This window comes from Kosakonia oryzae (assembly GCF_001658025.2).
Taxonomy (GTDB): Bacteria; Pseudomonadota; Gammaproteobacteria; order Enterobacterales; family Enterobacteriaceae; genus Kosakonia; species Kosakonia oryzae.
This window is the reverse complement of record NZ_CP014007.2, coordinates 5236282-5255493: the sequence shown is the minus strand read 5'-3', so window position 1 is coordinate 5255493 and position 19212 is coordinate 5236282. Positions and strand designations below refer to the sequence as shown.

General features: G+C 53.8%; 13 protein-coding genes, 4 tRNA genes and 3 rRNA genes. 17 read left to right on the top strand and 3 right to left on the bottom strand.

Annotated features, from left to right (window positions below):
- Positions 1-15: 15 nt before the first annotated feature.
- The 9 genes from btuB to AWR26_RS24845 all read left to right on the top strand — a co-directional run bounded on the left by btuB (position 16) and on the right by AWR26_RS24845 (position 8395).
- On the top strand, positions 16-1866 hold the full coding sequence (btuB, locus tag AWR26_RS24885) for a TonB-dependent vitamin B12 receptor BtuB (RefSeq protein WP_074922709.1): 1851 nt from the start codon (positions 16-18) through the stop codon (positions 1864-1866).
- Complete coding sequence (murI, locus tag AWR26_RS24880) at positions 1811-2662, top strand: glutamate racemase (protein ID WP_072043093.1); 852 nt, start codon at positions 1811-1813, stop codon at positions 2660-2662. Before btuB ends, murI begins: the two co-directional genes overlap by 56 nt.
- Before the next feature lie 358 nt (positions 2663-3020).
- A 16S ribosomal RNA gene (locus tag AWR26_RS24875) occupies positions 3021-4560 on the top strand.
- Between the two features lie 73 nt (positions 4561-4633).
- Positions 4634-4710, top strand: a tRNA-Ile gene (locus AWR26_RS24870).
- A gap of 102 nt (positions 4711-4812) precedes the next feature.
- Positions 4813-4888: transfer RNA gene (locus AWR26_RS24865), tRNA-Ala, on the top strand.
- Between the two features lie 178 nt (positions 4889-5066).
- Positions 5067-7968 (top strand): 23S ribosomal RNA (locus AWR26_RS24860).
- A 94-nt stretch (positions 7969-8062) separates the two neighbouring features.
- A 5S ribosomal RNA gene (gene rrf / locus AWR26_RS24855) occupies positions 8063-8178 on the top strand.
- Together the 16S, 23S and 5S rRNA genes with 4 tRNA genes alongside form the textbook arrangement of a ribosomal RNA operon.
- A gap of 56 nt (positions 8179-8234) precedes the next feature.
- Positions 8235-8311: transfer RNA gene (locus AWR26_RS24850), tRNA-Asp, on the top strand.
- 8 nt (positions 8312-8319) lie between these two features.
- Positions 8320-8395, top strand: a tRNA-Trp gene (locus AWR26_RS24845).
- Positions 8396-8488: 93 nt separating this feature from the next.
- On the opposite strand, the gene hdfR is transcribed toward AWR26_RS24845, so the two are convergent.
- Positions 8489-9322, bottom strand: a complete 834-nt coding sequence (gene hdfR / locus AWR26_RS24840) for an HTH-type transcriptional regulator HdfR (protein WP_139227974.1) — start codon at positions 9320-9322, stop codon at positions 8489-8491.
- Between the two features lie 106 nt (positions 9323-9428).
- Between hdfR and AWR26_RS24835 the strand changes: the two genes are divergently transcribed.
- Positions 9429-9767 carry a DUF413 domain-containing protein gene (locus tag AWR26_RS24835; protein ID WP_007369199.1) on the top strand — a complete coding sequence of 113 codons (339 nt, stop codon included), beginning with the start codon at positions 9429-9431 and terminating at the stop codon, positions 9765-9767.
- A 25-nt stretch (positions 9768-9792) separates the two neighbouring features.
- On the opposite strand, the gene AWR26_RS24830 is transcribed toward AWR26_RS24835, so the two are convergent.
- A complete protein-coding gene (locus AWR26_RS24830; RefSeq protein WP_064568894.1) occupies positions 9793-11313 on the bottom strand; it encodes a YifB family Mg chelatase-like AAA ATPase in 1521 nt (506 codons plus the stop codon).
- A gap of 319 nt (positions 11314-11632) precedes the next feature.
- Here AWR26_RS24830 and ilvL point away from each other — a divergent pair, with 319 nt between their 5' ends.
- From ilvL to ilvA, 7 genes are all read left to right on the top strand, one after another.
- On the top strand, positions 11633-11731 hold the full coding sequence (gene ilvL / locus AWR26_RS24825; protein ID WP_015966468.1) for an ilv operon leader peptide: 99 nt from the start codon (positions 11633-11635) through the stop codon (positions 11729-11731).
- An 86-nt stretch (positions 11732-11817) separates the two neighbouring features.
- Positions 11818-11868 carry a peptide IlvX gene (gene ilvX / locus AWR26_RS25940; RefSeq protein ID WP_202626166.1) on the top strand — a complete coding sequence of 17 codons (51 nt, stop codon included), beginning with the start codon at positions 11818-11820 and terminating at the stop codon, positions 11866-11868.
- 2 nt (positions 11869-11870) lie between these two features.
- Positions 11871-13517 (top strand): acetolactate synthase 2 catalytic subunit, encoded by a 1647-nt coding sequence (gene ilvG, locus AWR26_RS24815; protein WP_064568893.1) that lies wholly within the window; start codon positions 11871-11873, stop codon positions 13515-13517.
- Positions 13514-13783 carry an acetolactate synthase 2 small subunit gene (gene ilvM / locus AWR26_RS24810; RefSeq protein ID WP_007369196.1) on the top strand — a complete coding sequence of 90 codons (270 nt, stop codon included), beginning with the start codon at positions 13514-13516 and terminating at the stop codon, positions 13781-13783. Before ilvG ends, ilvM begins: the two co-directional genes overlap by 4 nt.
- Positions 13784-13800: 17 nt before the next feature.
- Positions 13801-14730, top strand: coding sequence for a branched-chain-amino-acid transaminase (gene ilvE, locus AWR26_RS24805; protein WP_043955902.1), 930 nt, complete (start codon positions 13801-13803; stop codon positions 14728-14730).
- Positions 14731-14917: 187 nt separating this feature from the next.
- Positions 14918-16768, top strand: coding sequence for a dihydroxy-acid dehydratase (gene ilvD, locus AWR26_RS24800; RefSeq protein WP_007369194.1), 1851 nt, complete (start codon positions 14918-14920; stop codon positions 16766-16768).
- 2 nt (positions 16769-16770) lie between these two features.
- The gene (gene ilvA / locus AWR26_RS24795) at positions 16771-18315 is read left to right on the top strand and encodes a threonine ammonia-lyase, biosynthetic (RefSeq protein ID WP_139227976.1); all 1545 of its coding nucleotides are present in this window, start codon (positions 16771-16773) and stop codon (positions 18313-18315) included.
- Here ilvA and ilvY read toward each other — a convergent pair.
- On the bottom strand, positions 18312-19202 hold the full coding sequence (ilvY, locus tag AWR26_RS24790) for an HTH-type transcriptional activator IlvY (protein WP_064568891.1): 891 nt from the start codon (positions 19200-19202) through the stop codon (positions 18312-18314). The genes ilvA and ilvY overlap by 4 nt on opposite strands.
- Between the last annotated feature and the right edge of the window lie 10 nt (positions 19203-19212).

Below are 19212 nucleotides of genomic sequence, written 5' to 3'. Positions count from 1 at the left end.
GTGGATGCTCTCACAATGATTAAAAAAGCTTCGCTGCTGACGGCGCTCTCCGTCACGGCATTTTCCGGCTGGGCGCAGGATAGCAGCTCAGACAATTTGGTGGTGACAGCAAATCGTTTTCAACAATCGGCTAAAACCGTGCTGGCGCCGACCGAGGTGGTGACGCGCGAGGATATCGATCGCTGGCAATCCCGTTCGCTCATTGATGTGCTGCGCCGTTTACCGGGCGTGGATATCGCGCAAAACGGTGGGCTGGGACAAACAGCGTCCGTTTATGTTCGCGGTACGGAAGCAAAACATCTGCTGCTGCTGATTGATGGCGTACCGGTGGCGCGTTCAGGGATTTCGAACGATCCCGAACTCAATCAAATCCCGCTCTCGCTGGTGCAGCGCGTTGAGTATATTCGTGGGCCGCGCTCTGCGGTTTATGGCTCCGGCGCGATTGGCGGCGTGGTCAACGTTATTACGATGACGGATAGCGAGAAATCCCAGGTCAACGCCAGTATGGGCTCGAAAGGTTATCAAACCTATGACGGCACGTTGCGCCAGCGTTTTGGCGATACGATGGTGACCGCCGCAGGTTCTTATACCAGTACGCGCGGTTTCAACGTGCAGCCGGATTCGACATGGGATCATGATGAAGATCGCGATGGCTACCGCAATAAAACGTTCTGGGGCAGCTTACAGCATAAGTTTGATGACCATTTTGACGGTTTCTTCCGTGGCTACAACTTCAGCAATAATGTGGATTACGATCTGGGCAGTGCGCCGTTTTCGCCAGATTACAGCGCTGATGAGCGCCAGTTGTATGTTCAGGGCTGGGATACCGGGCTGAATTTCAACCAGGGGATCTACTCTTCGCAACTGCTGGCCAGCTATCAAAAAAGCAAAGACTACAACTACAGCAGCATCTATGGCCGTTATAACGATGGCACTACGCTGGATGATATGGAGCAGCGTTACATTCAGTGGGGTAACAATATTGCGGTGGGCAAAGGCTCGCTGGGCGCAGGTGTCGACTGGAAGCAGGAGCGTCTGGTTTCATCTGACCAAAGCACAAGCGACAGCTACGATCGCGATAATACCGGCCTCTACCTGAACGGCATGCAGCAGTTTGGCGATGTTACGCTGGAGGCTTCCGGGCGCGAAGATAAAGATGATGCGTTCGGCTGGCACGGCACCTGGCAAACGGCTGCTGGCTGGGAGTTTGTGGAGAATTACCGCCTGACGCTCTCCTACGGCACGAGTTTCCTGGCGCCTTCGCTTGGCCAGCAGTACGGCGCGAAGCGCTTTGGCATTGCTTCCAACCCGGATCTGAAACCGGAAGAGTCAAAACAGTGGGAAGCGGGTGTGGAAGGATTAACCGGTCCGGTTGACTGGCGTTTGTCCGCGTACCGTTATGAGATCGATAATCTGATCACCTATAGCGATACGGCTTACTACAACATTAACGCTGCGACCATTAAAGGCGTTGAGTGGACAGGAAGTGTCGATACCGGCATCTTCTCGCATCGTGTGACCTTGCAGTACATTGATCCGCGTGATGACGAAACGAACGAAGTGCTGCCGCGCCGCGCAAAACGCCAGGCTAAGTACCAGCTCGACTGGTCCATTTTCAATGTAGATATGGATCTGGCGTGGGAATACTTCGGTAAACGCTATGACAATCGCACGTCAACTTATAACCCTGAGCAACGTGTTTTGCCGAGTTATAGTACGGTTGATCTATCTGCCTCATATCCAGTGACATCTCACCTTACAGTTCGTGGTAAAATAGCTAACTTGTTCGATAAAGAGTACGAGACAGCTTATGGCTACCAAACTGCAGGACGGGAATACACCTTGTCTGGCAGCTACACCTTCTGACGCGCGTCCCACCGTCCTGGTGTTTGACTCCGGCGTCGGTGGGTTATCCGTCTATGATGAGATTCGGCATCTCCTGCCGGATCTCCATTACATCTACGCTTTCGACAATGTCGCTTTCCCCTACGGTGAGAAAAGCGAAGAGTTTATCGTTGAACGTGTTGTCGAGATTGTTACCGCTGTTCAAGCGCAATACCCCCTCGCACTGGCTGTTATTGCCTGTAATACCGCAAGTACCGTCTCTCTTCCCGCATTACGTGACAAATTCAGCTTTCCTGTTGTTGGCGTTGTGCCCGCCATCAAACCGGCTGCGCGCTTAACGGCAAACGGCATTGTAGGTTTACTGGCAACGCGCGGCACCGTGAAACGTCCTTATACGCATGAACTGATTTCGCGTTTCGCAAATGAGTGTCGTATTGAGATGCTGGGGTCGGCAGAGCTGGTGGTCCTGGCTGAAGCGAAACTGCATGGTAAGGAAGTGCCGCTTGAAGAGCTGCGCCATATCTTGCGCCCCTGGTTACGCATGAAAGAGCCTCCCGATACCGTAGTTCTGGGTTGTACGCACTTCCCGCTGCTGCAGGATGAACTGTTGCAAGTGCTGCCAGAGGGCACCCGGCTGGTGGATTCCGGTGCAGCCATTGCGCGTCGTACCGCCTGGTTGCTGGAGCATGAAGCGCCGGATGCAAAATCCGCTGGCGATAATATTGCGTACTGCATGGCGCTAACGCCTGAAACTGCACAGTTATTGCCCGTTTTACAGCGCTATGGCTTTAAAACGCTCGAAAAACTGGCTCTTTAGGGCAGCTTTGAACAAAAAAGAGACGGTTGAAAACTTTTTTCAAATTAGGGGTTGTCAGCCGGAATTAACTCCCTATAATGCGCCTCCACTGACACGGCACAACGGCAAACACACCGGCCTGTCAGGTGAAGAAATCTGAAAATAATCAGTTGACTTCACGGCGGGAAAGCGTAATATGCACACCCCGCGCCGCAGCGAAAACACAGCGGCACTGCTCTTTAACAATTTATCAGACAATCTGTGTGGGCACTCAGGTGACGCGGATTCTTGAATGTCTTCGGACAAAAATGAATACCAAGTCTCAACGAGTGAACACGTAATTCATTACGAAGTTTAATTCATTGAGCATCAAACTTTTAAATTGAAGAGTTTGATCATGGCTCAGATTGAACGCTGGCGGCAGGCCTAACACATGCAAGTCGAACGGTAGCACAGAGAGCTTGCTCTCGGGTGACGAGTGGCGGACGGGTGAGTAATGTCTGGGAAACTGCCTGATGGAGGGGGATAACTACTGGAAACGGTAGCTAATACCGCATAACGTCGCAAGACCAAAGAGGGGGACCTTCGGGCCTCTTGCCATCAGATGTGCCCAGATGGGATTAGCTGGTAGGCGGGGTAATGGCCCACCTAGGCGACGATCCCTAGCTGGTCTGAGAGGATGACCAGCCACACTGGAACTGAGACACGGTCCAGACTCCTACGGGAGGCAGCAGTGGGGAATATTGCACAATGGGCGCAAGCCTGATGCAGCCATGCCGCGTGTGTGAAGAAGGCCTTCGGGTTGTAAAGCACTTTCAGCGGGGAGGAAGGCGGTACGGTTAATAACCGTGCCGATTGACGTTACCCGCAGAAGAAGCACCGGCTAACTCCGTGCCAGCAGCCGCGGTAATACGGAGGGTGCAAGCGTTAATCGGAATTACTGGGCGTAAAGCGCACGCAGGCGGTCTGTCAAGTCGGATGTGAAATCCCCGGGCTCAACCTGGGAACTGCATTCGAAACTGGCAGGCTGGAGTCTCGTAGAGGGAGGTAGAATTCCAGGTGTAGCGGTGAAATGCGTAGAGATCTGGAGGAATACCGGTGGCGAAGGCGGCCTCCTGGACGAAGACTGACGCTCAGGTGCGAAAGCGTGGGGAGCAAACAGGATTAGATACCCTGGTAGTCCACGCCGTAAACGATGTCGATTTGGAGGTTGTGCCCTTGAGGCGTGGCTTCCGGAGCTAACGCGTTAAATCGACCGCCTGGGGAGTACGGCCGCAAGGTTAAAACTCAAATGAATTGACGGGGGCCCGCACAAGCGGTGGAGCATGTGGTTTAATTCGATGCAACGCGAAGAACCTTACCTGGTCTTGACATCCACAGAACCTGGCAGAGATGCCGGGGTGCCTTCGGGAACTGTGAGACAGGTGCTGCATGGCTGTCGTCAGCTCGTGTTGTGAAATGTTGGGTTAAGTCCCGCAACGAGCGCAACCCTTATCCTTTGTTGCCAGCGGTCCGGCCGGGAACTCAAAGGAGACTGCCAGTGATAAACTGGAGGAAGGTGGGGATGACGTCAAGTCATCATGGCCCTTACGACCAGGGCTACACACGTGCTACAATGGCGCATACAAAGAGAAGCGACCTCGCGAGAGCAAGCGGACCTCATAAAGTGCGTCGTAGTCCGGATTGGAGTCTGCAACTCGACTCCATGAAGTCGGAATCGCTAGTAATCGTGAATCAGAATGTCACGGTGAATACGTTCCCGGGCCTTGTACACACCGCCCGTCACACCATGGGAGTGGGTTGCAAAAGAAGTAGGTAGCTTAACCTTCGGGAGGGCGCTTACCACTTTGTGATTCATGACTGGGGTGAAGTCGTAACAAGGTAACCGTAGGGGAACCTGCGGTTGGATCACCTCCTTACCTTAAAAGAACCCTTCCCTGAAGTGCTCACACAGATTGTCTGATGAAAAAACAGCAGTAAGAAAATCTCTGCAGGCTTGTAGCTCAGGTGGTTAGAGCGCACCCCTGATAAGGGTGAGGTCGGTGGTTCAAGTCCACTCAGGCCTACCAAATTGCTCCGGATACTGTGTTGCAAAATGACTCACATACTCAGATATGCTTCGTCATTTCGCGCCTTGTCTCTGAAGTAATTAAGGTTACAGAGACCACGATGGGGCTATAGCTCAGCTGGGAGAGCGCCTGCTTTGCACGCAGGAGGTCTGCGGTTCGATCCCGCATAGCTCCACCATCATTACTGCACAACCAAGAAAACTTCAGAGTACACATTCTGTGTGTGCTGCGAAGTTTTGCTCTTTAAAAATCTGGATCAAGCTGAAAATTGAAACACTGAACAACGCAAGTTGTTCGTGAGTCTCTCAAATTTTCGCAATGCGATGATGAATCGGAAGAAACATCTTCGGTTGTGAGGTTAAGCGACTAAGCGTACACGGTGGATGCCCTGGCAGTCAGAGGCGATGAAGGACGTGCTAATCTGCGAAAAGCGCCGGCGAGGTGATATGAACCCTTGACCCGGCGATGTCCGAATGGGGAAACCCGGTGCACTACGGTGCATCATCACAGCATGAATCCATAGTGCTGTGAGGCGAACCGGGGAACTGAAACATCTAAGTACCCCGAGGAAAAGAAATCAACCGAGATTCCCCCAGTAGCGGCGAGCGAACGGGGAGGAGCCCAGAGCCTGAATCAGCTTGTGTGTTAGTGGAAGCGTCCGGAAAGTCGCGCGATACAGGGTGACAGCCCCGTACACGAAAACGCACAGGCTGTGAGCTCGATGAGTAGGGCGGGACACGTGGTATCCTGTCTGAATATGGGGGGACCATCCTCCAAGGCTAAATACTCCTGACTGACCGATAGTGAACCAGTACCGTGAGGGAAAGGCGAAAAGAACCCCGGCGAGGGGAGTGAAAAAGAACCTGAAACCGTGTACGTACAAGCAGTGGGAGCACCTTCGGGTGTGACTGCGTACCTTTTGTATAATGGTCAGCGACTTATATTCTGTAGCAAGGTTAACCGTATAGGGGAGCCGCAGGGAAACCGAGTCTTAACTGGGCGTTAAGTTGCAGGGTATAGACCCGAAACCCGGTGATCTAGCCATGGGCAGGTTGAAGGTTGGGTAACACTAACTGGAGGACCGAACCGACTAATGTTGAAAAATTAGCGGATGACCTGTGGCTGGGGGTGAAAGGCCAATCAAACCGGGAGATAGCTGGTTCTCCCCGAAAGCTATTTAGGTAGCGCCTCGTGAATTCATCTCCGGGGGTAGAGCACTGTTTCGGCTAGGGGGCCATCCCGGCTTACCAACCCGATGCAAACTACGAATACCGGAGAATGTTATCACGGGAGACACACGGCGGGTGCTAACGTCCGTCGTGAAGAGGGAAACAACCCAGACCGCCAGCTAAGGTCCCAAAGTCATGGTTAAGTGGGAAACGATGTGGGAAGGCCCAGACAGCCAGGATGTTGGCTTAGAAGCAGCCATCATTTAAAGAAAGCGTAATAGCTCACTGGTCGAGTCGGCCTGCGCGGAAGATGTAACGGGGCTAAACCATGCACCGAAGCTGCGGCAGCGACACTGATGTGTTGTTGGGTAGGGGAGCGTTCTGTAAGCCTGCGAAGGTGGCCTGTGAGGGTTGCTGGAGGTATCAGAAGTGCGAATGCTGACATAAGTAACGATAAAGCGGGTGAAAAGCCCGCTCGCCGGAAGACCAAGGGTTCCTGTCCAACGTTAATCGGGGCAGGGTGAGTCGACCCCTAAGGCGAGGCCGAAAGGCGTAGTCGATGGGAAACAGGTTAATATTCCTGTACTTGGTGTTACTGCGAAGGGGGACGGAGAAGGCTATGTTGGCCGGGCGACGGTTGTCCCGGTTTAAGCGTGAAGGTGTGTGCTCCAGGCAAATCCGGAGTGCTTTAACACTGAGGCGTGATGACGAGGCACCACGGTGCTGAAGCAACAAATGCCCTGCTTCCAGGAAAAGCCTCTAAGCTCCAGGTAACACGAAATCGTACCCCAAACCGACACAGGTGGTCAGGTAGAGAATACCAAGGCGCTTGAGAGAACTCGGGTGAAGGAACTAGGCAAAATGGTGCCGTAACTTCGGGAGAAGGCACGCTGATAGGTAGGTGAAGCGACTTGCTCGTGGAGCTGAAATCAGTCGAAGATACCAGCTGGCTGCAACTGTTTATTAAAAACACAGCACTGTGCAAACACGAAAGTGGACGTATACGGTGTGACGCCTGCCCGGTGCCGGAAGGTTAATTGATGGGGTTATCCGTAAGGAGAAGCTCCTGATCGAAGCCCCGGTAAACGGCGGCCGTAACTATAACGGTCCTAAGGTAGCGAAATTCCTTGTCGGGTAAGTTCCGACCTGCACGAATGGCGTAATGATGGCCAGGCTGTCTCCACCCGAGACTCAGTGAAATTGAACTCGCTGTGAAGATGCAGTGTACCCGCGGCAAGACGGAAAGACCCCGTGAACCTTTACTATAGCTTGACACTGAACATTGAGCCTTGATGTGTAGGATAGGTGGGAGGCTTTGAAGCGTGGACGCCAGTCTGCGTGGAGCCAGCCTTGAAATACCACCCTTTAATGTTTGATGTTCTAACGTTGACCCGTGAACCGGGTTGCGGACAGTGTCTGGTGGGTAGTTTGACTGGGGCGGTCTCCTCCTAAAGCGTAACGGAGGAGCACGAAGGTCAGCTAATCCTGGTCGGACATCAGGAGGTTAGTGCAATGGCATAAGCTGGCTTGACTGCGAGCGTGACGGCGCGAGCAGGTGCGAAAGCAGGTCATAGTGATCCGGTGGTTCTGAATGGAAGGGCCATCGCTCAACGGATAAAAGGTACTCCGGGGATAACAGGCTGATACCGCCCAAGAGTTCATATCGACGGCGGTGTTTGGCACCTCGATGTCGGCTCATCACATCCTGGGGCTGAAGTAGGTCCCAAGGGTATGGCTGTTCGCCATTTAAAGTGGTACGCGAGCTGGGTTTAGAACGTCGTGAGACAGTTCGGTCCCTATCTGCCGTGGGCGCTGGAGAACTGAGGGGGGCTGCTCCTAGTACGAGAGGACCGGAGTGGACGCATCACTGGTGTTCGGGTTGTCATGCCAATGGCACTGCCCGGTAGCTAAATGCGGAAGAGATAAGTGCTGAAAGCATCTAAGCACGAAACTTGCCCCGAGATGAGTTCTCCCTGAGACTTCGAGTCTCCTGAAGGAACGTTGAAGACGACGACGTTGATAGGCCGGGTGTGTAAGCGCAGCGATGCGTTGAGCTAACCGGTACTAATGAACCGTGAGGCTTAACCTTACAACGCCGAAGATGTTTTGGCGTGAGAGAAGATTTTCAGCGTGATACAGATTAAACCGGTGTGCCGTGAGGGCATGGCGGTGAACAGAATTTGCCTGGCGGCACTAGCGCGGTGGTCCCACCTGACCCCATGCCGAACTCAGAAGTGAAACGCCGTAGCGCCGATGGTAGTGTGGGGTCTCCCCATGCGAGAGTAGGGAACTGCCAGGCACCAAATTAAGCAAGTCAGACCGGGCAACAAACCGGTGGTTGTAAAGAAATTCGGTGGAGCGGTAGTTCAGTCGGTTAGAATACCTGCCTGTCACGCAGGGGGTCGCGGGTTCGAGTCCCGTCCGTTCCGCCACCCTAATTAGGGGCGTAGTTCAATTGGTAGAGCACCGGTCTCCAAAACCGGGTGTTGGGGGTTCGAGTCCCTCCGCCCCTGCCAGAAATAATCCTTAGCGTTTGCTAAGGATTTTTTTTGGTTTTTTTTCAAGGCCTTTCATACAAAAGATGCCGGCTGGCATCCTTGCCTCATATTTCAGTCAATCACTTTGATCTTTAAAAGATCTTTGATCTGGTTCTGTTTGTCACTATTCTGCAGCCAAATAGCGTAAAGCGGACGAGAAAGGGTTGCGGTATCTGCTACCAAATGTAAGCCGTTTTTTTGTTCTGCCCACAACACCGGTAGCCAGGTACAACCATTTAGCTGTGGCAACTGTCGATGCGCGACTTCCGCAGAGCTGGTCGTTAATGTGGGTACATCGTCACTGGCGATCAACTCTGCTTCATGCTGCTGAAAATCTGCCCCCCACTCCAATCGCAAGTAGTTCAGTTCCGCTTTATTTTTACCCGGTTCAGCAGAATAGAGCGCGAGCGTAAAATGCCCTAATAGTTGGCTGCTGAATTCATCCATTTTCGGTGTTTCGGTGGTAATCAGCAGATCCAGCTGCCGCTCATGTAACTGTTTCACTAATGACTGACGTTGTGCAATGCGTGCTTCGAATTGCAGATTTCCCTGCAGATCATAGAGTCTGCTTAGCCAGTCACTGAGCATACATTCCCACAATGACGCACTGGCACCGATAGAAAATTGGTGATGCCGCGAAGTATGTGCAACCTCTTTCCGCGCAGCCTGCCACGTACTCATAAGTGTCTCGGCATAAGGCAGAAGTTTCTCTCCAGCCGCCGTCAGACGGATATTATTACGGTGACGAGTAAAGAGATTAACCCCAAGCTGGTTCTCCAACTGGCGAATACGAAAACTCACCGCAGACTGTGTCAGATAGAGTGATTCAGCCGCCCGGCCGAAGTGACGAGTCCTGCTTACTTCCAGGAAAGTTTTTAGTAATTCCGTATCCACGGTTTTCTCCACAAAAATATTTGTCGTAATGATTTAAATGTTTTGTTTTACACTCTGTCAAGCGTAACTAATACTCCGCGCCATAAATAGCTCGGCCAAAGAATTAGGAGCGTGCAGGATGGCGGAAAGCTTTACGACGACGAATCGTTTTTTCGACAATAAAAATTATCCACGCGGGTTCTCGCGCCACGGTGATTTCACCATCAAAGAGGCTCAACTGCTTGAGCGTCACGGCTATGCGTTTAACGAGCTGGAGCTTGGGAAACGTGAACCAGTGACCGAAGAAGAAACGCAGTTTGTCGCAGTCTGCCGTGGAGAACGTGAACCCAACACGGAAGCAGAACGTGTCTGGCTTAAGTATATGGCCCGCATTAAGCGACCGAAGCGTTTTCACACCTTGTCGGGTGGTAAACCGCAGATGGAAGGTACGGAAGATTACACCGAGTCTGACGATTAAGAGAAAGGGGCTACGGCCCCTTTTTTTACGTCAGCATATTTTGCAGATGAATGAGTAACCTGTCGATTGCGCGATAACTTAGTGCTTCCTGCAGGTGCGTTCGCTGGATTTCCTCCTGCTGTTCCAGATCAGCAATAGTTCTTGCTACCTTCAGCAGACGTTGCCAGGCCCGTATGGAGAAACCCAGACGTGTTAACGTCTCTTCCAGCCACTCCCCATCCTCTTTTGCAAGCAAGCAGAACTGTTTTGTTTCGCTGCTTTCCAGCCGGGCGTTGAGCTTCTTCTGCCGTTGATGCTGACGAGCATGAGCCTGAATAACGCGTGATCGCACGGCCTCACTGCATTCACCTTTCTGCTGGGGTTGACTCATTAACCCGGCAGCGGGTAGCGGTATTTCCAGCGAGAGATCAAACCGGTCGAGAAAAGGGCCCGATAACTTTCCCAGATACCGCAGTGTCTGTTCAGGCGTGCTGCGATTATGGTTACCCTGATAGTGCCCGGTTGGGCTGGGATTCATGGCCGCAATCAACTGAAAGCGCGCAGGATAAGTGATTTTTGCTCTTGTCCGTGAAATATGAATTTGGCCTGACTCCAGCGGTTCGCGCAGAGCATCCAGTACGCGTCGCTCAAACTCAGGTAGTTCATCCAGAAACAGCACGCCGTTGTGCGCCAGCGAAATCTCGCCGGGACCTGGTAATGAACCTCCCCCAACCATTGCCGCCAGGGAAGCGCTGTGATGAGGCGTTCTGAATGGCCTTCGTCGCCAATGGCGAATGAGGCTATTGCTGTTGAATACACTCATCACTGCTGCGCTTTCCAGGGCTTCCTGATTATTAAGCGGCGGTAATAATCCTCCCAGTCTACTGGCCAGCATGGTTTTTCCGGTGCCTGGCGGCCCTATCAACAATAAATTATGTCCGCCTGCCGCAGTGATTTCTAAAGCGCGCTTCCCTTGCTGCTGTCCAATTACATCGCTCAGATCCTCGTTGTGCCTCTCCTGGACGCCCTCAAAGGGGGATGGAGGTGAGAGGGCGTGTTTTCCTTCCAGAAAAGCACATACCTCCTGCAAATGGGCAGCTATGCGGCAATCTTCTGTTTCAGCGAGGCTGGCCTCCGCTTCATTTTCCTGAGCAATGATGATGCGACGCCTGGCTTTCACTGCTTCCATGACACAAGAGATAGCGCCGGAGACTCCACGCAATGCGCCTGTAAGGGCTAGTTCACCAACAAACTCGTAGTCACTCAGCATGGGTGCTGTTAGTTGCTCTGAGGCCGCCAGAAGCGCAATAGCAATGGGTAAATCGTATCGTCCTCCTTCCTTTGGGAGATCGGCCGGTGCGAGATTGATCGTAATCCGCTTGGCCGGGAATTCATAACCACTATTGATGATCGCGCTGCGTACCCGATCGCGTGCCTCTTTGACGGTCGTCTCTGGTAATCCGACAATGGTCAGCCCTGGAAGTCCGTTGCTGATGTGCACTTCGACCGTCACCAATGGCGCAGTAACGCCAAGAGCCGCCCGGGTATAAATGACTGACAATGCCATAGTTCCTCCTTGCCATGGCCATTATCTGTTCTTCGATTTTACCGATCATTATCGATATTGCGCATTTACGTGAAAGTTTCCGGTAATTTGCTGCAAGTTCACACTATTTTCATTGCGCTGGAAGAACGCCCGCAATATTGATTTTGTTGGGAAACTAGTGAAATATTTTCACGAGCCTTTTTTGTTATATAAAACAATGAGTTTTTTCTTTCTTGTGAGCGAGGGCACTAAAGTGGTCATAAATTTTTCTTGTGTCTTGTCGGAAATCTGTGTTACCTCTTTAGGTATTCCTTCGAACATGAAGCAAGAACGAACAAACATGAAAGCCCTTCTACGAGTGATTAGCCTGGTCGTGATTAGCGTGGTGGTGATTATTATCCCACCGTGCGGGGCTGCACTTGGACGAGGAAAGGCTTAAAAAACAAGCCTTAACGAACTAAGACCCCCGCACCGAAAGGTCCGGGGGTTTTTTTATGACTTAAAAATATAAACGAGGAGCAGAGAATGAGTTGTAGCACAAAATTCTGTTTCTCCCGATATACGGCGGGGAACTGACTATGAATGGGGCACAGTGGGTAGTACATGCGTTGCGGGCACAGAAAGTGGATACGGTTTTTGGCTATCCGGGTGGCGCAATCATGCCGGTTTACGATGCATTGTATGACGGCGGCGTGGAACACCTACTGTGCCGGCACGAGCAGGGCGCTGCGATGGCTGCTATTGGCTATGCCCGTGCAACGGGTAAAACAGGCGTATGCATTGCGACATCCGGTCCGGGCGCTACCAATCTGATTACTGGCCTTGCCGATGCGTTGTTAGATTCGGTTCCGGTGGTGGCGATTACGGGCCAGGTTGCGGCTCCGCTGATGGGTACCGACGCTTTTCAGGAAGTGGATGTGTTGGGCTTGTCGCTGGCCTGCACCAAACACAGCTTTCTGGTTGAATCCCTGGAAGAGCTGCCGCGCGTAATGGCTGAAGCTTTCCATGTCGCCAGTTCTGGTCGCCCTGGCCCGGTTCTGGTTGATATTCCTAAAGACATCCAACTGGCGAGTGGCGATCTTGAGCCCTATTTCGCCACCGTTGATGACGTAATCTCCTTCCCGCAGGCGCAGGTTGATCAGGCCCGCCAGATGCTGGCGCAGGCTAAAAAACCGATGTTATATGTTGGCGGCGGCGTTGGCATGGCACTGGCGGTTCCTGCTCTGCGTGAGTTTCTGGCTGCAACACAGATGCCGGTAGTTTGTACGCTGAAAGGCCTGGGCACAGTGGCGCCAGAATATGCTTATTACCTCGGTATGTTGGGGATGCATGGTACTAAAGCGGCGAACTTTGCGGTTCAGGAGTGCGATTTGCTGGTTGCTGTTGGCGCGCGGTTCGACGATCGCGTGACCGGCAAGCTGAATACCTTTGCGCCGCATGCAAAAGTGATTCATATGGATATCGATCCGGCGGAAATGAGTAAGCTGCGTCAGGCGCATGTCGCGTTGCAGGGGGATTTGAATGCATTGCTCCCGGCGTTGCAACAGGCGCTGTCCATTGATGCGTGGCGACAATATGCCGCAGACTTACGCCGCGAGCACGCCTGGCGTTATGACCATCCCGGCGAGGCGATTTATGCGCCGCTGCTGTTAAAGCAACTCTCAGAACGCAAACCAGCGAACAGCGTGGTGACGACCGATGTCGGGCAGCACCAGATGTGGGCTGCGCAACACCTTGAATTTGATCGTCCGGAAAATTTCATTACCTCAAGCGGCTTAGGCACGATGGGGTTTGGTCTGCCCGCTGCCGTTGGCGCGCAGGTCGCCCGCCCGGAGGATACGGTGATCTGTATCTCCGGTGACGGTTCCTTCATGATGAATGTGCAGGAACTGGGCACCGTAAAACGCAAACAGTTACCGCTGAAGATGGTATTGCTGGACAACCAGCGTTTAGGAATGGTTCGACAATGGCAGCAGTTGTTCTTTAACGAGCGTTATAGCGAAACTACCCTGACTGATAACCCCGATTTCCTCACGCTGGCCAGCGCCTTTGGCATTCCGGGCCAGCACATCACCCGTAAAGACCAGGTTGAAGCGGCACTTGACACCATGCTTTCGAGCTCAGGGCCATACCTGCTTCATGTCTCAATCGACGAACTTGAGAATGTCTGGCCATTGGTGCCGCCCGGCGCCAGTAACTCACAAATGCTGGAGAAATTATCATGATGCAACATCAGGTCGCCGTTGAGGCTCGCTTCAATCCGGAAACGTTAGAACGCGTGTTGCGCGTAGTGCGCCATCGGGGTTTTCAGGTATGCGCGATGAATATGGAAACCGCCAGCGATGCGCAGAACATAAATATTGAATTGACCGTTGCCAGCCCGCGGCCTGTCGAATTACTGTTTAGCCAATTGAGCAAACTTGTCGACGTTGCCCGGGTTGATATCCGACAACGCGCCACATCATCACAATCACAACAAATCCGCGCGTAAGCGCAAAAGGAAGAACAATGACGACGAAAAAAGCAGACTACATTTGGTTCAATGGCGAGATGGTTCGTTGGGAAGACGCGAAAGTTCACGTGATGTCCCACGCTCTGCACTACGGCACCTCTGTCTTTGAAGGCATCCGTTGCTACGACTCACACAAAGGCCCGGTAGTCTTCCGCCATCGTGAACATATGCAGCGCCTGCATGATTCCGCCAAAATCTACCGTTTCCCGGTTTCTCAAAGCATTGATGAACTGATGGAAGCCTGCCGCGAAGTGATCCGCAAAAACAACCTGACCAGCGCGTATATCCGTCCGCTGATCTTTGTTGGCGACGTTGGCATGGGCGTGAACCCGCCTGCGGGCTACAGCACTGACGTAATTATCGCTGCGTTCCCGTGGGGCGCTTACTTGGGTGCAGAAGCGCTGGATCAGGGTATCGATGCGATGGTTTCTTCGTGGAACCGTGTTGCGCCGAACACTATCCCGACAGCCGCAAAAGCCGGCGGTAACTACCTCTCCTCGCTGCTGGTTGGCAGCGAAGCGCGTCGTCACGGTTACCAGGAAGGTATCGCGCTGGATGTGAACGGTTATATCTCTGAAGGTGCGGGCGAAAACCTGTTTGAAGTGAAAGATGGCATTCTGTTCACTCCTCCGTTCACCTCTTCTGCACTGCCGGGGATCACCCGTGATGCCATCATCAAGCTGGCGAAAGAGCTGAATATTGAAGTTCGCGAGCAGGTGCTGTCCCGCGAATCGCTGTATCTGGCGGATGAAGTGTTCATGTCCGGTACTGCTGCTGAGATTACCCCGGTTCGTAGCGTTGATGGTATTCAGGTTGGCGAAGGTCGTTGCGGCCCGGTCACCAAACGTATTCAACAAGCATTCTTTGGCCTCTTCACCGGTGAAACGGAAGATAAGTGGGGCTGGTTGGATCAAGTTAATCCATAAATACCCGTCATACTTCAGGTTGTAGGTGTGTTGGCTGCACTCGTTCACCCCAGTCACTTACTTATGTAAGCTCCTGGGGATTCGCTCGCTTGCCGCCTTCCTACAACCAGAATTATTTAGGGTATAGCAAATAAATATGGGATGGCACGTACCACCCCATCGACAAGACAGACGGGAGTAAAAGAGCATGCCTAAGTACCGTTCCGCCACCACCACACACGGGCGCAATATGGCGGGTGCCCGCGCGCTGTGGCGCGCAACCGGGATGACCGACGCCGATTTCGGCAAGCCGATTATTGCTGTCGTAAACTCGTTTACCCAGTTCGTGCCCGGGCACGTTCATCTGCGCGATCTTGGTAAGCTGGTTGCAGAGCAAATCGAAGCTGCAGGCGGCGTGGCGAAAGAGTTCAACACCATTGCCGTCGATGACGGCATTGCCATGGGCCACGGCGGCATGCTGTATTCACTGCCCTCCCGCGAGCTGATTGCTGATTCTGTTGAATATATGGTAAATGCCCACTGCGCAGATGCGATGGTGTGTATTTCCAACTGCGACAAAATCACCCCGGGGATGTTGATGGCTTCCCTGCGCCTCAATATTCCGGTGATTTTCGTCTCCGGCGGCCCGATGGAAGCCGGGAAGACCAAACTCTCCAACCAGATCATCAAACTGGATCTGGTTGATGCAATGATTCAGGGCGCAGACCCGAAAGTCTCTGATGACCAGAGCGAACAGGTGGAACGTTCCGCATGCCCGACCTGCGGCTCCTGTTCCGGCATGTTCACCGCCAACTCGATGAACTGCCTGACCGAAGCGCTGGGCCTGTCGCAGCCGGGCAACGGTTCGTTGCTGGCTACCCACGCCGATCGCAAAGAGTTATTTATCAATGCTGGCAAACGCATTGTTGAGCTGACTAAACGTTACTACGAGCAGGATGATGCCTCGGCGTTGCCGCGCGCTATCGCCAGCAAGGCGGCATTCGAAAACGCCATGACGCTGGACATCGCAATGGGCGGTTCGACCAATACCGTTCTGCACCTGCTGGCGGCGGCGCAGGAAGCCGAAATTGATTTCACCATGAGTGACATCGATCAGCTTTCCCGTAAAGTTCCGCAACTGTGTAAAGTCGCGCCGAGTACGCAGAAATACCATATGGAAGATGTTCACCGTGCGGGTGGCGTGCTGGGTATTCTGGGCGAACTGGATCGCGCAGGCCTGCTAAACCGTGACGTGAAAAACGTGCTCGGTCTGACGCTGCCGCAAACGCTTGAGCAGTACGATGTCATGCTGACCAAAGACGAGGCGGTGAAAACCATGTTCCGCGCTGGTCCGGCAGGTATTCGCACCACCCAGGCTTTTTCACAGGATTGCCGTTGGGACACGCTGGATGACGATCGTGCCGCAGGTTGCATTCGCTCGCTGGAGCATGCGTACAGCAAAGATGGCGGTCTGGCCGTACTGTATGGCAACTTTGCCGAAAACGGCTGCATCGTGAAAACCGCAGGCGTGGATGACAGCAACCTGAAATTCACCGGTCCGGCAAAAGTGTATGAAAGCCAGGATGCGGCAGTTGAGGCTATTCTCGGCGGTAAAGTGGTGGCCGGCGATGTTGTGGTAATCCGCTATGAAGGGCCGAAAGGCGGGCCGGGCATGCAGGAGATGCTGTATCCGACCAGCTTCCTGAAGTCGATGGGGCTCGGTAAAGCCTGTGCGCTGATCACCGACGGGCGTTTCTCTGGCGGGACATCCGGCCTTTCCATCGGCCATGTTTCCCCGGAAGCGGCCAGCGGCGGCAACATCGGGCTGATTGAAGATGGCGACATCATCGCTATCGATATCCCGAACCGTGGTATTCAGCTGCAGGTCAGCGACCAGCAGCTGGCGGCGCGTCGTGAAGCACAGGAAGCCCGCGGCGACAAAGCCTGGACGCCGGTGGATCGCGAACGTCAGGTCTCCTTCGCGCTGCGCGCTTACGCCAGTCTCGCAACCAGTGCAGACAAGGGTGCGGTGCGCGATAAATCCAAACTTGGGGGTTAATGATGGCCGAATCCCAACCCCTCTCCGCCGCCCCCGAAGGGGCGGAATATTTGAGGGCAGTGCTGCGCGCGCCGGTTTATGAAGTGGCGCAGGTGACGCCGCTGCAAAAAATGGACAAACTATCTTCGCGCCTGGATAACGTCATTCTGGTAAAACGCGAAGATCGCCAGCCGGTGCACAGCTTCAAGTTGCGCGGTGCTTACGCAATGATCGCCGGGTTAACCGCCGAGCAGAAATCGCATGGCGTAATCACGGCATCCGCAGGCAATCACGCGCAGGGCGTGGCGATGTCCTCGACTCGCCTCGGCATCAAATCGCTGATCGTGATGCCAGTGGCGACAGCCGATATCAAAGTCGATGCGGTACGCGGTTTTGGTGGAGAAGTGCTGCTGCACGGTGCCAATTTTGATGAAGCGAAAGCCAAAGCCATTGAGCTGTCGCAGCAGCAAGGGTTCACGTTTGTCCCGCCGTTCGATCATCCGATGGTGATTGCCGGGCAGGGAACGCTGGCGCTGGAGTTGTTGCAGCAGGATGCGCATATCGACCGGATCTTTGTACCGGTCGGCGGTGGCGGCCTGGCAGCGGGTGTTGCGGTACTGATTAAGCAACTAATGCCGCAAATCAAAGTGATTGCTGTCGAAGCGGAAGATTCCGCCTGCCTGAAAGCTGCGCTGGACGCCGGGCATCCGGTCGATTTGTCCCGCGTTGGATTGTTTGCCGAAGGCGTTGCGGTTAAACGTATCGGTGACGAAACCTTCCGTCTGTGCCAGGAGTACCTCGACGATATCATTACCGTCGACAGCGATGCGATTTGCGCGGCGATGAAAGATCTGTTCGAAGATGTGCGGGCGGTCGCGGAACCGTCCGGCGCGCTGGCGCTGGCGGGGATGAAGAAATATATCGCCAAACACAACATTCATGGCGAGCGGCTGGCGCATGTGCTTTCCGGCGCAAACGTCAATTTTCACGGCTTACGCTATGTTTCTGAACGCTGTGAGCTGGGCGAGCAACGCGAAGCGCTGCTGGCGGTGACCATTCCGGAAGAGAAGGGCAGCTTCCTGAAGTTCTGCCAGTTGCTGGGCGGACGTTCCGTCACCGAGTTTAATTACCGTTTCGCCGATGCGAAAAATGCCTGTATTTTTGTCGGCGTGCGTTTGAGTCGCGGTCTGGAAGAGCGCCAGGAGATCCTTTCATTGCTGAACGACGGTGGTTACAGCGTGGTGGATCTCTCCGACGATGAGATGGCGAAACTGCACGTGCGCTATATGGTTGGCGGACGACCATCGAAACCGTTGCAGGAGCGTTTATACAGCTTCGAGTTCCCGGAATCACCGGGCGCGCTGCTGAAATTCCTGCATACGCTCGGCACGCACTGGAATATTTCGCTGTTCCACTATCGCAGCCATGGCACGGATTATGGCCGCGTGCTGGCGGCGTTTGAACTGGGCGATCACGAACCGGATTTCGAAACCCGGCTCAATGAACTGGGTTATGACTGCCACGATGAAACGCATAACCCGGCATTCCGGTTTTTCCTGGCGGGTTAGTTGTTCGGCAGAATTTTCCAGAAGGCATCGATAAGCGGCTCGTAGAGCCGCTTTTTTTGTGCGCACACGCCAAGCTCGAACGGCGTTTTTTCATCGCTACGTTCGAGGATCATCACGCGATTGCGCACCGGCTCCGGGCTGTTCTCCAGCACCACTTCCGGGATCAGCGCCACGCCGCATCCCAGCGCGACCATGGAGACCATGGCTTCGTGTCCGCCAACGGTCGCGTAAATGGCGGGATTGCTGATTTTGTGGCGGCGGAACCACAGCTCAATGCGCCGACGCACCGGCCCCTGATCGGCCATGATAAATGGTACCGTCGACCAGTCAGGCTCGTTTTGCGATACCTGGTTACGCACCGGACATGGCAGCGCCGGAGCAATCAGAACCACCGCCAGGTTCTCCAGCATTGAAAACGCCACCGCGCCGGGGAGCGTTTCCGGTTTGCCGGCAATCGCCAGATCCGCTTCACCGGTAACCACTTTTTCCATGGCATCGGCAGCATCGCCGGTGGTGAGTTTGATCTCCACCGACGGATGTTCAGCGCGGAAGCGGTCGAGGATGGGCGGTAAATGGCTGTAGGCTGCGGTAACCGAACAGAACAGGTGCAGCTCGCCGGAGAGCGATGGGCCTTGCTGGTCTATCGAGTGGCGGAGTTGCTGATACTGTAATAACGTTTGTTGAGCAAAGATGCGTAACTCTTCTCCCGCATCGGTCAGCGTGACGGTACGGTTATCGCGTACAAACAGCGGTTGCCCAAGGTCTTCTTCCAACCGCTGGATCTGGCGTGAAAGCGTGGAGGGACTGACATGCATGGCGCGCGCGCTGCGGCCAAAATGGCGGCTTTCCGCCAGATGCAGGAAGGTTTTCAGATCGCGTAAATCCATGAGACAGGCT